We start from the raw sequence: 15,058 nt of genomic DNA, 5'->3' as shown, positions 1-15,058 counted from the left end.
CAACGCGCGACGGCAATGGCCGCCGCGCGTTGGCGCTAACAAGGGCGACACATGACGACTACAAAGAAAACCGCCGAACGTCTCATCAAGAAATATCCGAATCGTCGGCTGTACGACACGGAGACGAGCACGTACATCACGTTGACGGACGTGAAGCAACTCGTGCTGGAGCAGGAGGAGTTCAAGGTCATCGACGCGAAGACCAACGAGGATCTGACGCGCAGCATCCTGCTGCAGATCATTCTCGAAGAGGAAAGCGGCGGTCTGCCGATGTTCTCGTCATCGATGCTGTCGCAGATCATCCGTTTCTATGGTCATGCGATGCAGGGCATGATGGGCACCTACCTGGAAAAGAACATCCAGGCGTTCATCGACATCCAGAACAAGCTCGCGGACCAGTCGAAGAGCCTCTACGAAGGCAACGCGATGAACCCCGAGGTCTGGTCGCAGTTCATGAACATGCAGGCGCCGATGATGCAGGGCATGATGACGAGCTACATCGAGCAGTCGAAGAACATGTTCGTGCAGATGCAGGAGCAGATGCAGAACCAGGCGAAGAACATGTTCAGCAGCTTCCCGTTCAAGCCCGCGACGCCGGGCGGCGCGGCGGCGCCGGCGCAGGGCGCGCCCGAAGGCGGCGAGGAAGAGAAGAAGTAAGCGGCGCGGCGCACACGGCGGGTGGCGCGCGCCGGCAAGTCGCGGCGCGCTCTCGCATATCCGGCGCGCCGTGGCGGCGCGTTGCCGCGCGAGCGCCACACTTCGCGAGGCAGCGGGCGCAATGCCGCCGTCCTCACGTGTTCTCAGGCGCTTTGCAGATCGCGCAAGGCTTCAGGGTGCGCCACGGCCACCCGCAAAAGGGCTTGCGCGGCGCCGGTCGGCTGGCGCCGGCCTTGCTCCCAGTCCTGCAGCGTGCGCGTGGAAACGCCAAGCAGTGCCGCGAACGCGCTCTGCGAGAGGCCGGCGCTCGCACGTGCGAGCGCGGCGGCGGTGGGCTTGCGGCCGGTGACGCGCAACGCACCGCTCGAAGCGCCCCGGCGCGCGTTCGACCCGCGCACCGAGTCCAGCCGTTCAGCCTGAAACGGGTCCATTTTCTCGTTCATGTTTTCGCTCTCTCCGCACAACCGGTTCAGGCTGCGTTTGACCGTGCGTCGGGCGCACGCGGCGAAAATTATCCGGATGCGCCGTTCGCAGGCGAGCGATAGCTGAACAAAGTTTGATTCTGTCCATATTCCATCCGACCCCGGCGCCACGAGGCGCGCACTCACCATGCTGCGCCGCACGATACGCCAAACGGGTAAAATGGCGGATTGGCTTGACCCCCGCGCGGCGCTACTTTCGCCCTGCGCCCCACATCCGGACGTACACGTGAAAAACCCTGTTGAATCAACGACCTCCCGCAATCCTGCTCCGCGCGTCGGGATGGTATCCCTCGGCTGCCCGAAGGCGCTAGTCGACTCCGAGCAGATCATTACCCAGCTGCGCGCCGAGGGTTATGAAATCTCGGGGTCTTACGACGGTGCGGATCTCGTGGTCGTCAACACCTGCGGCTTCATCGACGAAGCCGTACAGGAGAGTCTCGACGCCATCGGCGAAGCGCTTTCCGAAAACGGCAAGGTGATCGTTACCGGCTGTCTCGGCAAGAAGGCGAGCGCGAGCGGCTCGAACCTGATCGAGGAAGTGCATCCGAAGGTGCTCGCCGTGACCGGCCCGCACGCCGTGGGTGAAGTCATGCAGGCCGTGCACAGCCACCTGCCCAAGCCGCACGATCCGTTCGTCGACCTCGTGCCGGCGGCCGGCATCAAGCTCACGCCGCGCCACTACGCGTACCTGAAGATCTCCGAAGGCTGCAACCACCGCTGCACGTTCTGCATCATCCCGTCGATGCGCGGCGACCTCGTGTCGCGCCCGGTCGCCGAGGTCATGCTCGAAGCGGAAAACCTCTTTAAATCTGGCGTGAAGGAGCTGCTCGTCATTTCGCAGGACACGAGCGCTTACGGCGTGGACGTGAAGTACCGCACCGGCTTCTGGAACGGCAAGCCGATCAAGACGCGCATGACCGACCTCGTCGCCGCGCTGGGCGAGCTGGCCGCGCAATATGGCGCCTGGGTGCGCCTGCACTACGTCTACCCGTATCCGAGCGTGGATGAAGTCATTCCGATGATGGCCGAAGGTCCGTTCAAGGGCCACGTGCTGCCGTATCTCGATGTGCCGTTCCAGCACGCGCACCCCGAAGTGCTCAAGCGCATGAAGCGTCCCGCGAACGCAGAGAAGGTCATGGAACGTGTGAAGGCCTGGCGCGAAGTGTGCCCCGATCTCACGATCCGCAGCACGTTCATCGCCGGCTTCCCCGGCGAGACCGAAGAGCAGTTCGAGACGCTGCTCGACTTCATCCGCGAGGCCGAACTCGACCGCGTGGGCTGCTTCGCCTATTCGCCGGTCGAAGGCGCAACGGCGAACGAACTCGACGGCGCGCTGCCCGACGAAGTGCGTGAGGAGCGCCGCGCGCGCTTCATGGAAGTGGCGGAGGAGGTCTCGGCCAAACGTATCCAGCGCAAGGTGGGCAAGACCCTCAAGGTGCTGATCGACGAGATCAACGTCGACGGCGGTATTGGCCGCACCGCGGCGGACGCGCCCGAGATCGACGGTGTGGTGTATGTCGCGCCGGCGACCAAGGCGTCGAAGCGCTACAAGGTCGGCGACTTCGTGTCGGTGAAGATCACCGGCGCGGATGGCCACGATCTCTGGGGCGAGGTCTGAGCGGCATGACGAGCGTCGCCCCGCAAGTCCTCGCGTATGGCGAGGCCATGGTCGAGTTCAACCAGGCGTCGAAAGACCGTCCCGAGTATTTGCAGGGCTTTGGCGGCGACACCTCGAACTTCGCCATCGCGGCGGCTCGCCAGGGCACCCGCACGGGTTTCGTCTCGGCCGTCGGCGACGATCATTTCGGACGCCTCCTGACCGACCTGTGGACGCGCGAAGGCGTCGACACCTCGACGGTGCGAGTCGACGCCACGGCGCCCACGGGCGTCTACTTCGTCTCGCATGGCCCGGCCGGCCATGCCTTCGACTATCTGCGCAAGGGCTCGGCCGCGAGCCGTTACACGTCGCGCGATCTGCCGCTCGACATCATCGCGGCTGCGCGCGTGCTGCATCTGTCCGGCATCAGCGTGGCGATCAGCGACAGCGCCTGCGACGCGGCGCTCGCCGCCGTCGAGCATGCGCGCGCCAACGGCGTGCGCGTGAGCTTCGACACCAACCTGCGCCTGAAGCTGTGGCCGCTCGCGCGAGCCCGCGCCGTGATGAACGAGGTGCTGCGGCTTACCGATATCTGCCTGCCCAGCTGGGACGACGTGGCCGTGCTCACGGGCCTCGACGACCGCGACGCGATCCTCGACTACCTGCTTGCGCGCGGTGCCCGCGTGGTCGCGTTGAAGCTGGGCAAGGACGGCGCCTATGTGGCGACGCCCGACGAGCGGCGCGTCGTGCCGGGCCATGTGGTCGCGGCGGTGGACGCCACGGGCGCGGGCGACTGCTTCGGCGGCGCGTTCGTCGCGCGGCTCGCAGCCGGCGACGATCCGTTCGCGGCCGCGCGCTATGCGAACGCAGCCGCCGCGCTTTCGACGCTGGGTTTTGGCGCGGTTGCGCCGATCCCGTATCGCGAGGATGTCGAGCGTTTGCTTGCGGGTCAGCCCGCAAGCGATGCGCACCAATAACAAGATTCATCCCTTCAGGAAGACGAGGAGCAAGACCATGGAACGCGAAGTAGTGGTGGCAAGCGGTGTGCGCACGGCAATCGGCGACTTCGGCGGCAGCCTGAAGGACTTCTCGCCGACGGATCTCGGCGCACGCGTGGTGCGCGAAGTGCTCGCGCGCGCGAACGTGGAAGGCGACGCGGTGGGCCACGTGGTGTTCGGCAACGTCGTGCACACCGAACCGAAGGACATGTATCTTGCGCGCGTGGCCGCCATCAACGGCGGCGTTGCCCAGCACGCGCCGGCCTTGACCGTGAACCGCCTGTGCGGCTCGGGCCTGCAGGCGATCGTTTCGGCCGCGCAAACCATTCTGCTCGGCGACGCCGACATCGCGATCGGCGGCGGCGCGGAAAACATGAGCCGTGCGCCTTACTCGATGCCGGCCGCGCGTTTCGGCCAGCGCATGGGCGACACGCAGCTCGTCGACATGATGATCGGCGCGCTGCACGACCCGTTCCAGACGATCCACATGGGCGTGACGGCGGAAAACGTCGCGAAGAAGTTCGGCATCACGCGCGAGGCGCAGGACGCGCTCGCGCTCGAATCCCATCGCCGCGCCGAGCGTGCGATCGCCGAAGGCCGCTTCAAGGATCAGATCCTGCCCATCTCGATCAAGTCGAAGAAGGGCGAAGTGCTGTTCGACGCCGACGAGCACGTGCGCCACGGCGCGACGCTCGAGGACTTCTCGAAGCTCAAGCCCGTGTTCGCGAAGGAGAACGGCACGGTCACGGCGGGCAACGCGTCGGGCATCAACGACGCCGCCGCCGCGGTGCTGCTGATGAGCGCGGACGCTGCCCGCGCGCGCGGCGTGAAGCCGCTCGCGCGCCTCGTCTCGTACGCGCATGCGGGCGTCGATCCGGCGTACATGGGCATCGGCCCCGTGCCGGCCACGCAGAAGGCGCTCGAGCGCGCGGGTCTCAAGGTCAGCGACCTCGACGTGATCGAAGCCAACGAAGCCTTCGCGGCGCAGGCCTGCGCGGTGTCGCAGGAGCTCGGGCTCGACCCGGCCAGGGTCAATCCGAACGGCTCGGGCATCTCGCTCGGCCACCCGATCGGCGCAACCGGCGCGCTCATCACCGTGAAGGCGCTTTATGAACTGCAGCGTATCGGCGGGCGCTACGCGCTCGTGACGATGTGCATCGGCGGCGGCCAGGGCATTGCGGCCATCTTCGAACGGATTTGACGCCGACTCGTGACGCGCGGCTCGCGCAAGGCCGCTGTGCAAGTGAAGGAAGGATGCAGATGGAAGTATTGACGCAAGCACAGCGGCCGCCGCGCGCGGCCGCCCGACAGGGCCGCGCCACTCGGGCGCGCGGCTGGCTCGTGGCCGTGGCCGCCGCGGCCATGGTCCTCGCGCTGCCGCTCGCGGCGAGCGCGCAGGACGCAGGCGCTGCGCCGCCGGTCAAATCCACGCTCAAGCCGAACCCCGAGTTCGCGAAGCTGCCGCAATACGTCGGCACGCTCGGCCAGCGTCAGATTGTCATGCGCCTCGGCGCCAAGGCCGGCGACGACGATCCGACCGGCGTGCATGGCGAATACCAGTTCACGGACACCGGCGAGGTGATCCTGATCGCCGGCGACCGCGCGGACGCCACGCTCGAAGCCGAAGACTCGAACGACGGCACGCATATCACCGGCAACTGGGTGGGCACGTTCGCCGAGGACGGCTCGCTTTCGGGCGACCGCATGGACCCGGACGATTCCCACCCCGTGCCGTTCGATCTGAAGCCTCTCGCGGCGGGGGCCTCGGCGCCGGCCGTCACGACCGGCGCGGCAAGTGCGAGCGCGTCGACCCCGAACGGCGCGCATGCCGTGAACGGCGTGAGCAATCTCGTCATCGGGCAATAAGCGCCGCTGCGGGTGTTACTCTTCGGTATGCGGCGTCGCACGCGCCACTGCGCGAGCCGCGCGCCGCAACGCCACCGCGCCTTTATCCGAATTCGTTCCGACATGACCAAATCCGACTCCAGCCGCGCATTGCAGACGCGCATCGTTCACCCGCAAGACGACCTCACGCCCGGCTTCGAGTCGTTTGCCGCGCCAGTCACGCGGGCTTCGACCGTGGTGTTTCCCGACCTCGCTTCGGTGCGCGCGCTCGACTGGCGCAACGACGCGCAATGGCGCTACGGCCTGCACGCCACGCCCACCTCGGCCATGCTGCAAAAGCGCATCGCCGAGATCGAGGGCGGCGAGCATGCGCTGCTGCAACCCTCGGGTCTCTCGGCCATCTCGAACGTCTACTTCGGTCTGCTGAAGACGGGCGACGACGTGCTGATCCCCGATAACGTCTATTCGCCGAACCGCGACCATGGCGACTGGCTCGCGCGGGATTTCGGCCTGACGGCGCGCTATTACGATCCGATGATCGGCGCGGGCATCGCCGAGCTGATCCAGCCGAACACGAAGCTGATCTGGCTGGAAGCGCCCGGCTCGGTGACGATGGAAGTGCCCGACGTGCGCGCGATCACGACGGCAGCGCGCGCGCGCAACGTCGTGACGGCGATCGACAATACGTGGTCGGCGGGCCTCGCGTTCAAGCCGTTCGAGCACGGCATCGACATCTCGGTGCAGGCGCTCACCAAGTATCAGTCGGGCGGCAGCGACGTGCTGATGGGCGCGACCATCACGGCCGACCGCGATCTCTATCTCAAGCTCAAGGCCGCGCGCATGCGGCTTGGCATTGGCGTCTCGGTCGACGACTGCTCGCTCGTGCTGCGCGGGCTGCCGAGCATGAAGGCGCGCTTCGAGGCCCACGATCGCACCGCGCTCGGACTCGCGAGCTGGCTCAAGACGCGCCCCGAAATCGCGACGATGCTGCACCCGGCGTTCGAAGACTGCCCCGGCCACGAGTTCTACAAGCGCGACTTCACGGGCGCGGGCGGTCTCTTTTCCGTGGTGTTCGACGAGCGCTATAGCGCAGCGCAGATCGACACGTTCTGCGAGTCGCTCGAACTCTTCGCGCTGGGCTGGAGCTGGGGCGGGGCGCACAGCCTGGCAATGCCGTACGACGTCGGTTCGATGCGCACGGCTGCGAGCTGGCCGCATCGCGGCACGCTGGTGCGTTTCTACATCGGTCTCGAAGACGAAGCCGATCTGCGCGCCGATATCGAGCGCTCGCTGGCAAGGCTCGCGGAAAAAACTAGCACCCCTGAATAACCTGCACAAAGCCACAACGGCCGCTCGCGTCCACGAGGACACGAGCGGCCGTTGGCGTATCTGAGCGCCGCGAAAGCCGAATCAGAACAGACGCAGCAAGCCGTCGAGCCCGACGAAGTTGAACGCGACGCTCGCCGCCTCGCGCACTACCGGCTTGGCGCGGAACGCGACCGACAAACCGGCCACGCCCATCATCTTGAGGTCGTTCGAGCCGTCGCCCATGGCGATTGCGCGGCGCGGGTCGATGCCGATTTCGGCGCAGGTTTCGGCGAGCGTACGCGCCTTCACGTCGGCGTTGACGATCTCGCCCGTCACGCGGCCCGTGAGCTTGCCGTCGACGATTTCGAGCGTGTTCGCGCGCGTGTAGTCGAGCCCGAGCCGCGCTTTCAGGCGCTCGGTGAAGAACGTGAAGCCGCCGGAAACGAGCAGCGTCTTCAGCCCAGCGGCCTTCGCGCCCGAGAGCATGCGTTCGGCGCCCGGCGAGAGCTGCAGGCGTTCCTCGTAGACACGCTCCAGGGCGCTCGCGTCGAGCCCCTCGAGCAGCGCCACGCGGCGCGTGAGGCTCTCGTTGAAGTCCTTGATCTCGCCGCGCATCGAGGCTTCGGTGATCGCCGCGACCTCGGCCTTCAGACCGCAGAAGTCGGCGATTTCGTCGATGCATTCGATCGTGATGAGCGTCGAGTCCATGTCCATCGCCAGCAGGCCGAAATCGGCCAGCGCGCGGCCGGCGTCAACGAATGCATAGTCGAGCTGATGCGTGCCGCAGTAGACCTCGAGATCGGCGCGCTGGGCCGGCTCGGCGTTCTCGATGCGCAGCGCGTGGGCGTCGATCGGCGCAAGGCGGCTGCCGCGGGCGAGGCCGAGGAGCGGCTTGTGATGGACGGTGTCGAGCGGGGCGGGACTCTGGATGACGAGGTTCATGGCAGGACGGGCAAAGCCGACGCACGGCGTCGTCGGATCGATCGGATGAAAAAGGGCGCAATCGCGCGTGTGCGTGCAAGACCCCGCAATGCTCCCTGCAGTGCGCGGCAAAGCCCGTCATTGTAACGTCCCGCCGACCGCTGCGGTCGCCTGTGCCATCCGGCGCGCTTGCGCGCCTGGCGGATACTTCCCCGTTTCTGGCGGGCGTTTGCGAACACCTTGCAGCGACGAAAGCGGCCATTCGAGGCACAATGAAAGCTCATGCGGCGATCCGACGGGGGCGGCCGCCGCGTGCCGTCAACCGAACGTGTCGCGACTCGCGTCGCGCGACGCGTCATGTGCGCCAAGGCGCCAGGGGAACCGGTATGCAGGACGCCCGCAAGGCCCCAACCACGACATCTGCCCGAACGCCGCGCGGCGAGCGGGCCCCGACATCGGACGCCGCCGCACCGGCCACGCCTGGCGCGTCCGTGCACCGCTTGCCTCGTAGCGCCCGGCGTCGGCGCGACGACTCCACCGACAGCGAAATCGACGGCATACGCATCACGAGCGCAAGGCGCGTCATCGATGCGGACAGCGGCACGCACAAGCTCGAACTCGTGCGCTACTACGAGCGCGCCGCGCGCTGGATCCTGCCGCATCTGCGCGATCGCCCCGTGTCGCTCGTGCGCGCACCGCGCGGCCTGAGCGGCGAGATGTTCTTCCAGCGTCACCGCGCTCGCGCGCCGCTGCCCGAACTCACCGAACACGAAGGGCTCGACCCGGGCCATCCGCCACTGCTGACGATCGATACGGCGCGAGCGCTGGTGAGCGCCGCGCAGATGGACGTCATCGAACTGCACACCTGGAACGCTTGTGTCCACGACATCGAGCGGCCCGATCGGGTCGTGTTCGACCTCGACCCCGATCCGGCGCTGGGCTGGGACCGCATGATCGAGGCGGCGCAGTCCACGCGCGCCTTGCTTGCGGAACTGCGGCTCGAATCGTTCTGCAAGACGAGCGGCGGCAAGGGGCTGCATATCGTCGTGCCGCTCACGCCGGAGGCGGGCTGGGACGACGCGAAGGCGTTCGCCCGAGCGGTTGCGCAGCATCTGGCCTCGGTCTGGCCCACGCAGATCACGGCCACCATGGGCCCCGAACACCGCAAGAAGAAGATCTTCGTCGACTATCTGCGCAATGCGCGCGGCGCGAGCACGGCGCTCGCGTATGGCGTGCGGGCGCGGCCGGGCATGGGCGTGTCCGTGCCGATCGGCTGGGACGAACTGGAGGCGACGACGGGCGGCGCGCAATGGACGCTCGCGACGATCGACGCGCGCCTCGCGCAGATCGAGCAAGCCGATCCCTGGGCGGCCTATGGGCGCGTGCGCCAGACGTTGACGGCGGAGCTGACGCTGGGTCTCGAAACCGCCGGCAAGTAGCGGCGCGAGGTGAGGGTTTGCGCGTGCCGTGTATGCACGACGAGTCGGCGATGCAGACGACGCCCGGCGCCAACCGCGCGCTGTCGCACGGCAAGCAAATTGCTGGCGATGACAAGCAGGATAAAACCTGGTCCGTTCGATGCATGTGCTCGGCGCAAGGCGGCGCGCAGCGCGCTAGACTGCTAACAGACCATCCGCCGCACGGGAGCGGAGTGTCGTACCTGGCGTTGCGCGGCTCGCCGCGTTCGTTGCGTACGCCGCTTTTCGCTTGCGGGCGCGGCCGTTCCCGCCAGGAGGTGACGCATGCCTTGCCGCAGCTCCCGCCATACTCGCCGCCGTCCCGCGGCGCTCGTCCAGTTTGTCCTCGCCGCTTCCTGCGCGCTCGCGTTGCCGGCATTCGCGGCTACGCCGATCACGGTCACCTCGAAGGCCGCAACCGACGGGCCGATCCGCTATACCGTGCGGGTCGCGTCGAAGGCGTTCGGCGACGCCCAGGAGACCCGCACACTGCGCTCGGGCGATACCGACGACTTCACCTGGCGCACCACGCCGCCCGGCGGTGCGGTCGCGACGCCGCAAGGCTGCCCGGACTACGCCTCGCTGCCGCTCGACGCGAACGGCGCGATGGTCCGGCAGACCCAGGTGCGTCTCGCGCCCATCGTCGCGAGCAACGGCACGGCCACCGTGCAGGTGAGCTTCCGCGCCCAGGCGCCGCACGGCACGCAGTCGGTGTCGAGCAACGGCGCGTCGATTACGTGCCCCGCCGTGGTCGCGCATAGCGAGGTCGCGCACCTCACGATGCCCACCAACGGCACCGCGAAGACGCTCAAGCTCAGCGACGGCACGCAAATCACGATCTCGGCGCAGCGCTAGGGCGCGCCTTGAGAGCGGGAGGGCCGGCGAGGCGCAAAGCGCACGCCGGCCGCGTACGGCGCCCAGGTCTTAAGCGCGTGCCTTGCGCTCGATGAGCCGCGCAACCAGAAAGCGATGCTGCGGCGAGAACAGGCGCCGGTACGCGAGCAGCACCGCGCCCACCGTGCCGAGCGCCGACGAAGCCGCGATCAGGAACATGATCACGATCTGGTAGCGCACGGCCTGTAGCGGCGATTGCCCCGCGAGCACCTGGCCCGTCATCATGCCGGGCAGGCTCACCACGCCGACCACGGCCATCTGGTTGAGCGTCGGAATCATGCCGGCGCGCACGGCCTCGCGGGCGCTCGCCTGCGCGGCTTCCCAGCGCGTCGCGCCCAGCGCGAGCGCGCTCTCCACACGGTCGCGCCGCGCGGTCAGCTCCTGCATCATGCGCTCCACGCCGAGCGACACCCCCGTCAGCGTGTTGCCGAGGATCATGCCGAGGATCGGAATCGCATATTGCGGTTCGTACCACGGCCGGATGCGGATCACCACGAAGAGCCCGACTGCCGCGACGAGCCACGCGCTCACCCAGATCGACACGATGCTGTCCGCGCGCTGCCCGCCATAGGTGCGTGCGCCGCGCTGCGCCCCCGCAAAGCCCGCGATCAGCGTCATGAGTCCCATGAGCGGCAGCACGACGTACCAGCGGTTGAACGCGAACACCCAGCCGAGCACGTAGCCGATCGCGAGCAGCTGCACGACGGTGCGCACGGCGGCCCACGCCAGCTTGCGTTCGAGGTCGAGCTTGAGCAGCACGGAGACCGCGCCGTTGACGAACACGAGCAGCGCCGCAATGGCGACGTCGCCGATGCCGAGGTTCTGCAGCACGCCCGGGCTCATTGTGCGGCTCCCTGCGCGAATGCCGCGCGCGTGGCGGGTTCTTCGAGCACCCCCGCGCGCATCGTCAGCTGCCGCGCGCCCACGCGCTGGGCCTGGGCGGGATCGTGCGAGACCCAGACCGTGGCGCGCGCCGTGCGCGCCTCATCGAACCAGCCCGCTACGAGCGCTTCGACGGCGCGTGCCGATTCGGGGTCGAGAGACGCGGTCGGCTCGTCGAGGAGCAGCGCTTCGGGATCGAGCTGGAGCACGCGCACGAGCGCCACGATCTGCGCTTCGCCGCCCGACAGCTCGGCAGTGTCGCGCGCGAGGAAGTCGCTGGAACGGCCGGTGGCGGCAAAGAGCGCGCCGGCGCGCGCCGGGTCGAATCGCACGTCGCGGTAGACCGCTAGCGTGTAGGGGTAGCGCAGATTGTCCTCGACGCTGCCGTCCAGCAGCGCGGGCCGCTGCCGCAGGTACGCAATATGCCGCCGATAGTGGACAATGCGCCCGCGCGTGACCGCTTCGCCATGCCAGCGCACGTCGTCGCCATCGAGCGGATCGAGCAGCGCGAGCGCACGCAGGAACACACTCTTGCCGGAGCCGGACGGTCCCGTCAGCACGGCGCGCTCGCCCGCTTGCAGGGCGAAATCGGTAGGATGCAGCAGCCACTGACCGCGTTGCGCGTCGCGCCGGGCGATCTGGTGCGCCTCGACGAGCGGAGCGCCATCGGCGTGGGGTGGGGGAACTGGGTTGTGCTCGAGCATCGAAAGATTGCAAACAGGGCCGGCATACGGGTCGTGCGAGGCAGTCATGCCGATGTAACCGGGCACGCTGACTGCTCTTGCGGTATTGCAACATGGCAGGCCATACAACAACGCATAACGTGGAGTACGCATGACGTCACCGCAGCCCAAGCCTTTCCGCCTTGGCCGCACGCTCGCCAGGATCATCGCATGGCTCGTCGCGGTTGTCGTCGTGTTGATTGCCGTGCTCGTCGTCTTCATCCTGACGTTCGACTGGAACCACGCCAAACCCTACGTGAACGAGAAGGTCACCGAAGCCATCGGGCGGCCGTTCGCGATCGAAGGCGATCTCAAGGTGGGCTGGCAAAGGCCGCCCGGCGAAACGGGCTGGCGCGCGTGGGTGCCCTGGCCGCGTTTTTCCGCCACGCAGATCCAGATCGCCAATCCCGACTGGACGAAATCCCCGCACTTCGCCACGCTCGACGAAATCGACTTCGAGGTGGCCGTGCTGCCGCTGCTCGCGCACGACATCGTGATTCCGGCCATCAATCTCGTGAATCCGTCGATCGACGTCGAGCGCCTCGTCGACGGGCGCAACAACTGGACCTTCAAGCTGCCCGCCTCGAGCGGACCGTCGACGTGGCGGCTCAATCTGCACGACATCACGTTCTCGAGCGGCAATATCGCCGTGAGCGACCAGCAGACGAAAACCGACGTGAAGCTCGTGGTGAGCCTGCTCGGACAAGGCATCCCGATCGGCAAGGTGATGGAGGAGCAGGAAGCGGCGTCGCGCCAGGGCTCCGCGCAGGTCATCGGGCGCGCGGGGGCGAACCGGCTGACGCAGCAGGTCAACAAGGAGCAGGCTTCGGAGGCGGCGGCCGCCAGCGCGGCCAGCGAGGCGAGCGGCGCGGCGGCTTCGGGCGTGCCGGCGGCCGCGAGTGTTGCAGGCGCAACCACGGGCACGTCGGGCGCAACAAGCGCGCCTGCAGCCGGCTCGCAGGCGCTCGCCGCGAGCGCAGCGAGCAGCGCCAGCGGAGCCGTCGTCGGCTCGGGCGCGGCGCCCGTGCAGCCGCCCGTGAAACAGCCGTTTTACGCGATCGGCTGGACGATCAAGGGCACCTATGGCAAGACGGCGCTTTCGGGCGACGGCAAGCTCGGCGGCGTGCTCGCCCTGCAGGACGCGAAGCGTCCGTTCCCGATCCAGGCCGACGTGCGCGTGGGCGACATGCACATCGCGCTGGTCGGCACGGTCACCGACCCGATGCATCTGGCCGCCGTCGACCTGCGCCTGTGGCTGCAGGGGCAAAGCCTGGCGCACCTTTACAACCTCACCGGCGTGACGTTGCCCGAAACGCCGCCGTATGCCACCGAAGGCCGCTTCTCCGGCAATTTCAGGCGCGGCGCGAGCGTGTTCCGCTATGAGAACTTCACGGGTCGCGTCGGCGGCAGCGATCTGAACGGCACGGTGGTCTACCAGCAACGCACGCCACGGCCGCTGCTGAGCGGCGAGCTGGTCTCGAACCTGCTGCAGTTCTCGGACCTCGCGCCGATCATCGGCGCCGACAGCCGGGCCAGCAAGGAAAAGCGCGGCGACACCGTGACCCAACCGGCAGATCGCGTGATCCCGGTCGAACAGTTCCGCACCGACCGCTGGAACGCGATCGACGCCGACGTCAAGTTCACGGGCCGGCGCATCATCAAGCAGGGCAGCCTGCCGGTGCAGGACCTCTACACGCACGTCATGATGACGGACGGCGTGCTCGTGCTCGACCCGCTGCAGTTCGGCGTGGCGGGCGGCACGCTCGGCACGCGGCTGAACCTGGACGGCAGCGGCGCGCCGCTCAAGGCGCGCGGCACGCTGGAGGCGCGCCACCTGAAGCTCAAGCAACTCTTCCCGAACTTCAAGACGATGCAGTCGGCGCTCGGCGAGATCAACGGCGACGCTTCGCTCACTGCAACCGGGAACTCGCCGGCGGCGCTCGCGGCGACCTCGAACGGCGAGGTGAAGCTGCTCGTCACGCAGGGCACGATCAGTATGCTGCTCATGGAGGCGGCGGGCCTGAACGTGGCCAACGTGGTCTACGAAAAGCTGTTCGGCTCGCGCGACGTGAATATCAATTGCGCGGCGGCCGACTTCGTCGCGACCAACGGCGTGCTCGATCCACGCGTGTTCGCGCTCGACACCGACGACGCCGTGATCAATATCGACGGCCCGATCGATCTGCGCGACGAGTCGATGAACATGAAGGTCCACCCGCACACCAAGGGCTTCCGCATTTTCACGCTGCGCTCGCCGCTCTACGTAAAGGGCACCTTCAAGAACCCGCACGTGGGCGTGGATGCGACGGCGCTTGCGCTGCGCGGCGGGGCGATGATCGGGCTCGGGCTGATCAACCCGTTCGCTGCGCTGATTCCGCTCATCGCACCGAGCAACAACAAGCCGCTGCCGTGCGACACGCTGTTCGCGCAGATGCATCAGCATCCCGTGGCGCCGCCGCCGGGCCAGAAAATGCACGCGCTGCCGAAGCCCGACCTCGGCAGCGCAGGCACGGGGGCGAGCGCGGCTGCGGCGACTGACAAGGCCGGCAAGGGCGATAAAGGTGACAAGGGCGCGAAAGCGGGCCCGGCCACGCGCAACGCGCCGTCGCCGGCCTCGGCGGGCAAGCCGACCCAAGGGCAGGAGCCGCTCTACAAGGGAAGCTGATTCGGGAAGCGGACGCGAAAACCACTGCGCCGGGCCAATCGACCCGGCGCAGTGTGCAGTGAACTTGGCTGGAAGCGCGACCTAGCGCAACGAACGCGGCGCCGTGTCGCCGGCGGCGTCCTGGCGGCGCGTCACGCGCCGGGTGGTCATGGTCGGACGCGCCGCGCCGAACTCGGGCAGGACCCGGCCGCGCGCGCGGCTCGCGAACACGAGGAAGCCGAAGCCGTCCGCCTCGTACCAGTAACCGCCATTCTCGAGGCCTTCGATCGGCTGCTCGAGCGCGTGAGCGATCGATTCGATGCAGCGCTTGCGCAACTCGCTCGTGCCCGGATAGGGCGGCTGCGCACCGCGCACGCTGCACAGGAGCACGTCGAGCCCCGGCAGGATATGCGCATAGAGCACGGGCTCGTCCTGCGCGCGCGCACGCGCGATCTTGGTATCCAGTTGGCCGAACGGTTTGAAATGGCTCAGCACGGCGAGAAATGACTCATCGCCGTCTGCCTTGACGCGTTTGCGCTTTTTCGGGAAGGACATAAAAATTCGCCTGAAAAAGGTGGATTGCAGTACACGCAGCGTTCCCATGCGACCACTCCCGGACTGGTGCGCCGCACGTCGATCCTTTATAGCACA

Annotated in this window: 13 protein-coding genes and 1 pseudogene; 9 read left to right on the top strand and 5 right to left on the bottom strand. The window is 67.7% G+C overall.

Annotation, left to right across the window (positions count from 1 at the left end):
* Positions 1–51: 51 nt before the first annotated feature.
* Positions 52–657, top strand: a complete 606-nt coding sequence (phaR, locus tag AB4Y35_RS13930) for a polyhydroxyalkanoate synthesis repressor PhaR (protein ID WP_342923883.1) — start codon at positions 52–54, stop codon at positions 655–657.
* A gap of 143 nt (positions 658–800) precedes the next feature.
* Here the strand turns inward: phaR and AB4Y35_RS13925 are convergent, their stop codons facing one another.
* Positions 801–1,100 carry a helix-turn-helix domain-containing protein gene (locus AB4Y35_RS13925; RefSeq protein ID WP_342923884.1) on the bottom strand — a complete coding sequence of 100 codons (300 nt, stop codon included), beginning with the start codon at positions 1,098–1,100 and terminating at the stop codon, positions 801–803.
* A 319-nt stretch (positions 1,101–1,419) separates the two neighbouring features.
* On the opposite strand from AB4Y35_RS13925, the gene rimO reads away from it, so the two are divergent.
* The 5 genes from rimO (at position 1,420) to AB4Y35_RS13900 (ending at position 6,908) form a co-directional block, all read left to right on the top strand.
* Positions 1,420–2,757, top strand: coding sequence for a 30S ribosomal protein S12 methylthiotransferase RimO (gene rimO, locus AB4Y35_RS13920; RefSeq protein ID WP_368685960.1), 1,338 nt, complete (start codon positions 1,420–1,422; stop codon positions 2,755–2,757).
* A gap of 5 nt (positions 2,758–2,762) precedes the next feature.
* Complete coding sequence (locus AB4Y35_RS13915) at positions 2,763–3,713, top strand: sugar kinase (protein ID WP_368704800.1); 951 nt, start codon at positions 2,763–2,765, stop codon at positions 3,711–3,713.
* Between the two features lie 37 nt (positions 3,714–3,750).
* Complete coding sequence (gene bktB, locus AB4Y35_RS13910; RefSeq protein ID WP_368704799.1) at positions 3,751–4,935, top strand: beta-ketothiolase BktB; 1,185 nt, start codon at positions 3,751–3,753, stop codon at positions 4,933–4,935.
* Positions 4,936–4,994: 59 nt separating this feature from the next.
* Entirely contained in the window at positions 4,995–5,600 is a 606-nt protein-coding gene (locus tag AB4Y35_RS13905; protein WP_368704798.1) for a hypothetical protein, read from the top strand.
* Between the two features lie 102 nt (positions 5,601–5,702).
* Positions 5,703–6,908 carry a cystathionine beta-lyase gene (locus tag AB4Y35_RS13900; RefSeq protein WP_368704797.1) on the top strand — a complete coding sequence of 402 codons (1,206 nt, stop codon included), beginning with the start codon at positions 5,703–5,705 and terminating at the stop codon, positions 6,906–6,908.
* Between the two features lie 81 nt (positions 6,909–6,989).
* On the opposite strand, the gene serB is transcribed toward AB4Y35_RS13900, so the two are convergent.
* The gene (gene serB / locus AB4Y35_RS13895; protein ID WP_368704796.1) at positions 6,990–7,829 is read right to left on the bottom strand and encodes a phosphoserine phosphatase SerB; all 840 of its coding nucleotides are present in this window, start codon (positions 7,827–7,829) and stop codon (positions 6,990–6,992) included.
* Between the two features lie 512 nt (positions 7,830–8,341).
* Here serB and ligD point away from each other — a divergent pair.
* Positions 8,342–9,247: pseudogene (ligD, locus tag AB4Y35_RS13890) on the top strand (non-homologous end-joining DNA ligase); the annotation flags it as partial.
* A gap of 303 nt (positions 9,248–9,550) precedes the next feature.
* Positions 9,551–10,120 (top strand): DUF6013 family protein, encoded by a 570-nt coding sequence (locus AB4Y35_RS13885; protein ID WP_368704795.1) that lies wholly within the window; start codon positions 9,551–9,553, stop codon positions 10,118–10,120.
* A 69-nt stretch (positions 10,121–10,189) separates the two neighbouring features.
* Here the strand turns inward: AB4Y35_RS13885 and fetB are convergent, their stop codons facing one another.
* Together fetB and AB4Y35_RS13875 are read right to left on the bottom strand one after the other, a co-directional pair.
* Complete coding sequence (gene fetB / locus AB4Y35_RS13880; RefSeq protein WP_368685968.1) at positions 10,190–11,002, bottom strand: iron export ABC transporter permease subunit FetB; 813 nt, start codon at positions 11,000–11,002, stop codon at positions 10,190–10,192.
* Positions 10,999–11,745 carry an ATP-binding cassette domain-containing protein gene (locus AB4Y35_RS13875; RefSeq protein ID WP_368705403.1) on the bottom strand — a complete coding sequence of 249 codons (747 nt, stop codon included), beginning with the start codon at positions 11,743–11,745 and terminating at the stop codon, positions 10,999–11,001. Before AB4Y35_RS13875 ends, fetB begins: the two co-directional genes overlap by 4 nt.
* 130 nt (positions 11,746–11,875) lie before the next feature.
* Between AB4Y35_RS13875 and AB4Y35_RS13870 the strand changes: the two genes are divergently transcribed.
* Positions 11,876–14,428 (top strand): AsmA family protein, encoded by a 2,553-nt coding sequence (locus AB4Y35_RS13870; protein ID WP_368704794.1) that lies wholly within the window; start codon positions 11,876–11,878, stop codon positions 14,426–14,428.
* 81 nt (positions 14,429–14,509) lie between these two features.
* Here the strand turns inward: AB4Y35_RS13870 and AB4Y35_RS13865 are convergent, their stop codons facing one another.
* Entirely contained in the window at positions 14,510–15,010 is a 501-nt protein-coding gene (locus AB4Y35_RS13865; protein WP_028206958.1) for a hypothetical protein, read from the bottom strand.
* Between the last annotated feature and the right edge of the window lie 48 nt (positions 15,011–15,058).

Source organism: Paraburkholderia sp. EG286A, assembly GCF_040965375.1.
Taxonomy (GTDB): domain Bacteria; phylum Pseudomonadota; class Gammaproteobacteria; order Burkholderiales; family Burkholderiaceae; genus Paraburkholderia.
The sequence above is the reverse complement of the archived record's forward strand: the minus strand, read 5'-3'. Positions and strand labels throughout refer to the sequence as shown.

Excerpts from the sequence above, each read along its gene's own strand:
- bktB (WP_368704799.1), top strand. The coding sequence starts at position 3,751 with ATGGAACGCGAAGTAGTGGTGGCAAGCGGTGTGCGCACGGCAATCGGC.
- AB4Y35_RS13875 (WP_368705403.1), bottom strand. The coding sequence starts at position 11,745 with ATGCTCGAGCACAACCCAGTTCCCCCACCCCACGCCGATGGCGCTCCG.
- AB4Y35_RS13870 (WP_368704794.1), top strand. The coding sequence starts at position 11,876 with ATGACGTCACCGCAGCCCAAGCCTTTCCGCCTTGGCCGCACGCTCGCC.
- fetB (WP_368685968.1), bottom strand. The coding sequence starts at position 11,002 with ATGAGCCCGGGCGTGCTGCAGAACCTCGGCATCGGCGACGTCGCCATT.
- AB4Y35_RS13905 (WP_368704798.1), top strand. The coding sequence starts at position 4,995 with ATGGAAGTATTGACGCAAGCACAGCGGCCGCCGCGCGCGGCCGCCCGA.
- serB (WP_368704796.1), bottom strand. The coding sequence starts at position 7,829 with ATGAACCTCGTCATCCAGAGTCCCGCCCCGCTCGACACCGTCCATCAC.
- AB4Y35_RS13915 (WP_368704800.1), top strand. The coding sequence starts at position 2,763 with ATGACGAGCGTCGCCCCGCAAGTCCTCGCGTATGGCGAGGCCATGGTC.
- AB4Y35_RS13885 (WP_368704795.1), top strand. The coding sequence starts at position 9,551 with ATGCCTTGCCGCAGCTCCCGCCATACTCGCCGCCGTCCCGCGGCGCTC.
- rimO (WP_368685960.1), top strand. The coding sequence starts at position 1,420 with ATGGTATCCCTCGGCTGCCCGAAGGCGCTAGTCGACTCCGAGCAGATC.
- phaR (WP_342923883.1), top strand. The coding sequence starts at position 52 with ATGACGACTACAAAGAAAACCGCCGAACGTCTCATCAAGAAATATCCG.
- AB4Y35_RS13865 (WP_028206958.1), bottom strand. The coding sequence starts at position 15,010 with ATGGGAACGCTGCGTGTACTGCAATCCACCTTTTTCAGGCGAATTTTT.
- AB4Y35_RS13925 (WP_342923884.1), bottom strand. The coding sequence starts at position 1,100 with ATGAACGAGAAAATGGACCCGTTTCAGGCTGAACGGCTGGACTCGGTG.
- AB4Y35_RS13900 (WP_368704797.1), top strand. The coding sequence starts at position 5,703 with ATGACCAAATCCGACTCCAGCCGCGCATTGCAGACGCGCATCGTTCAC.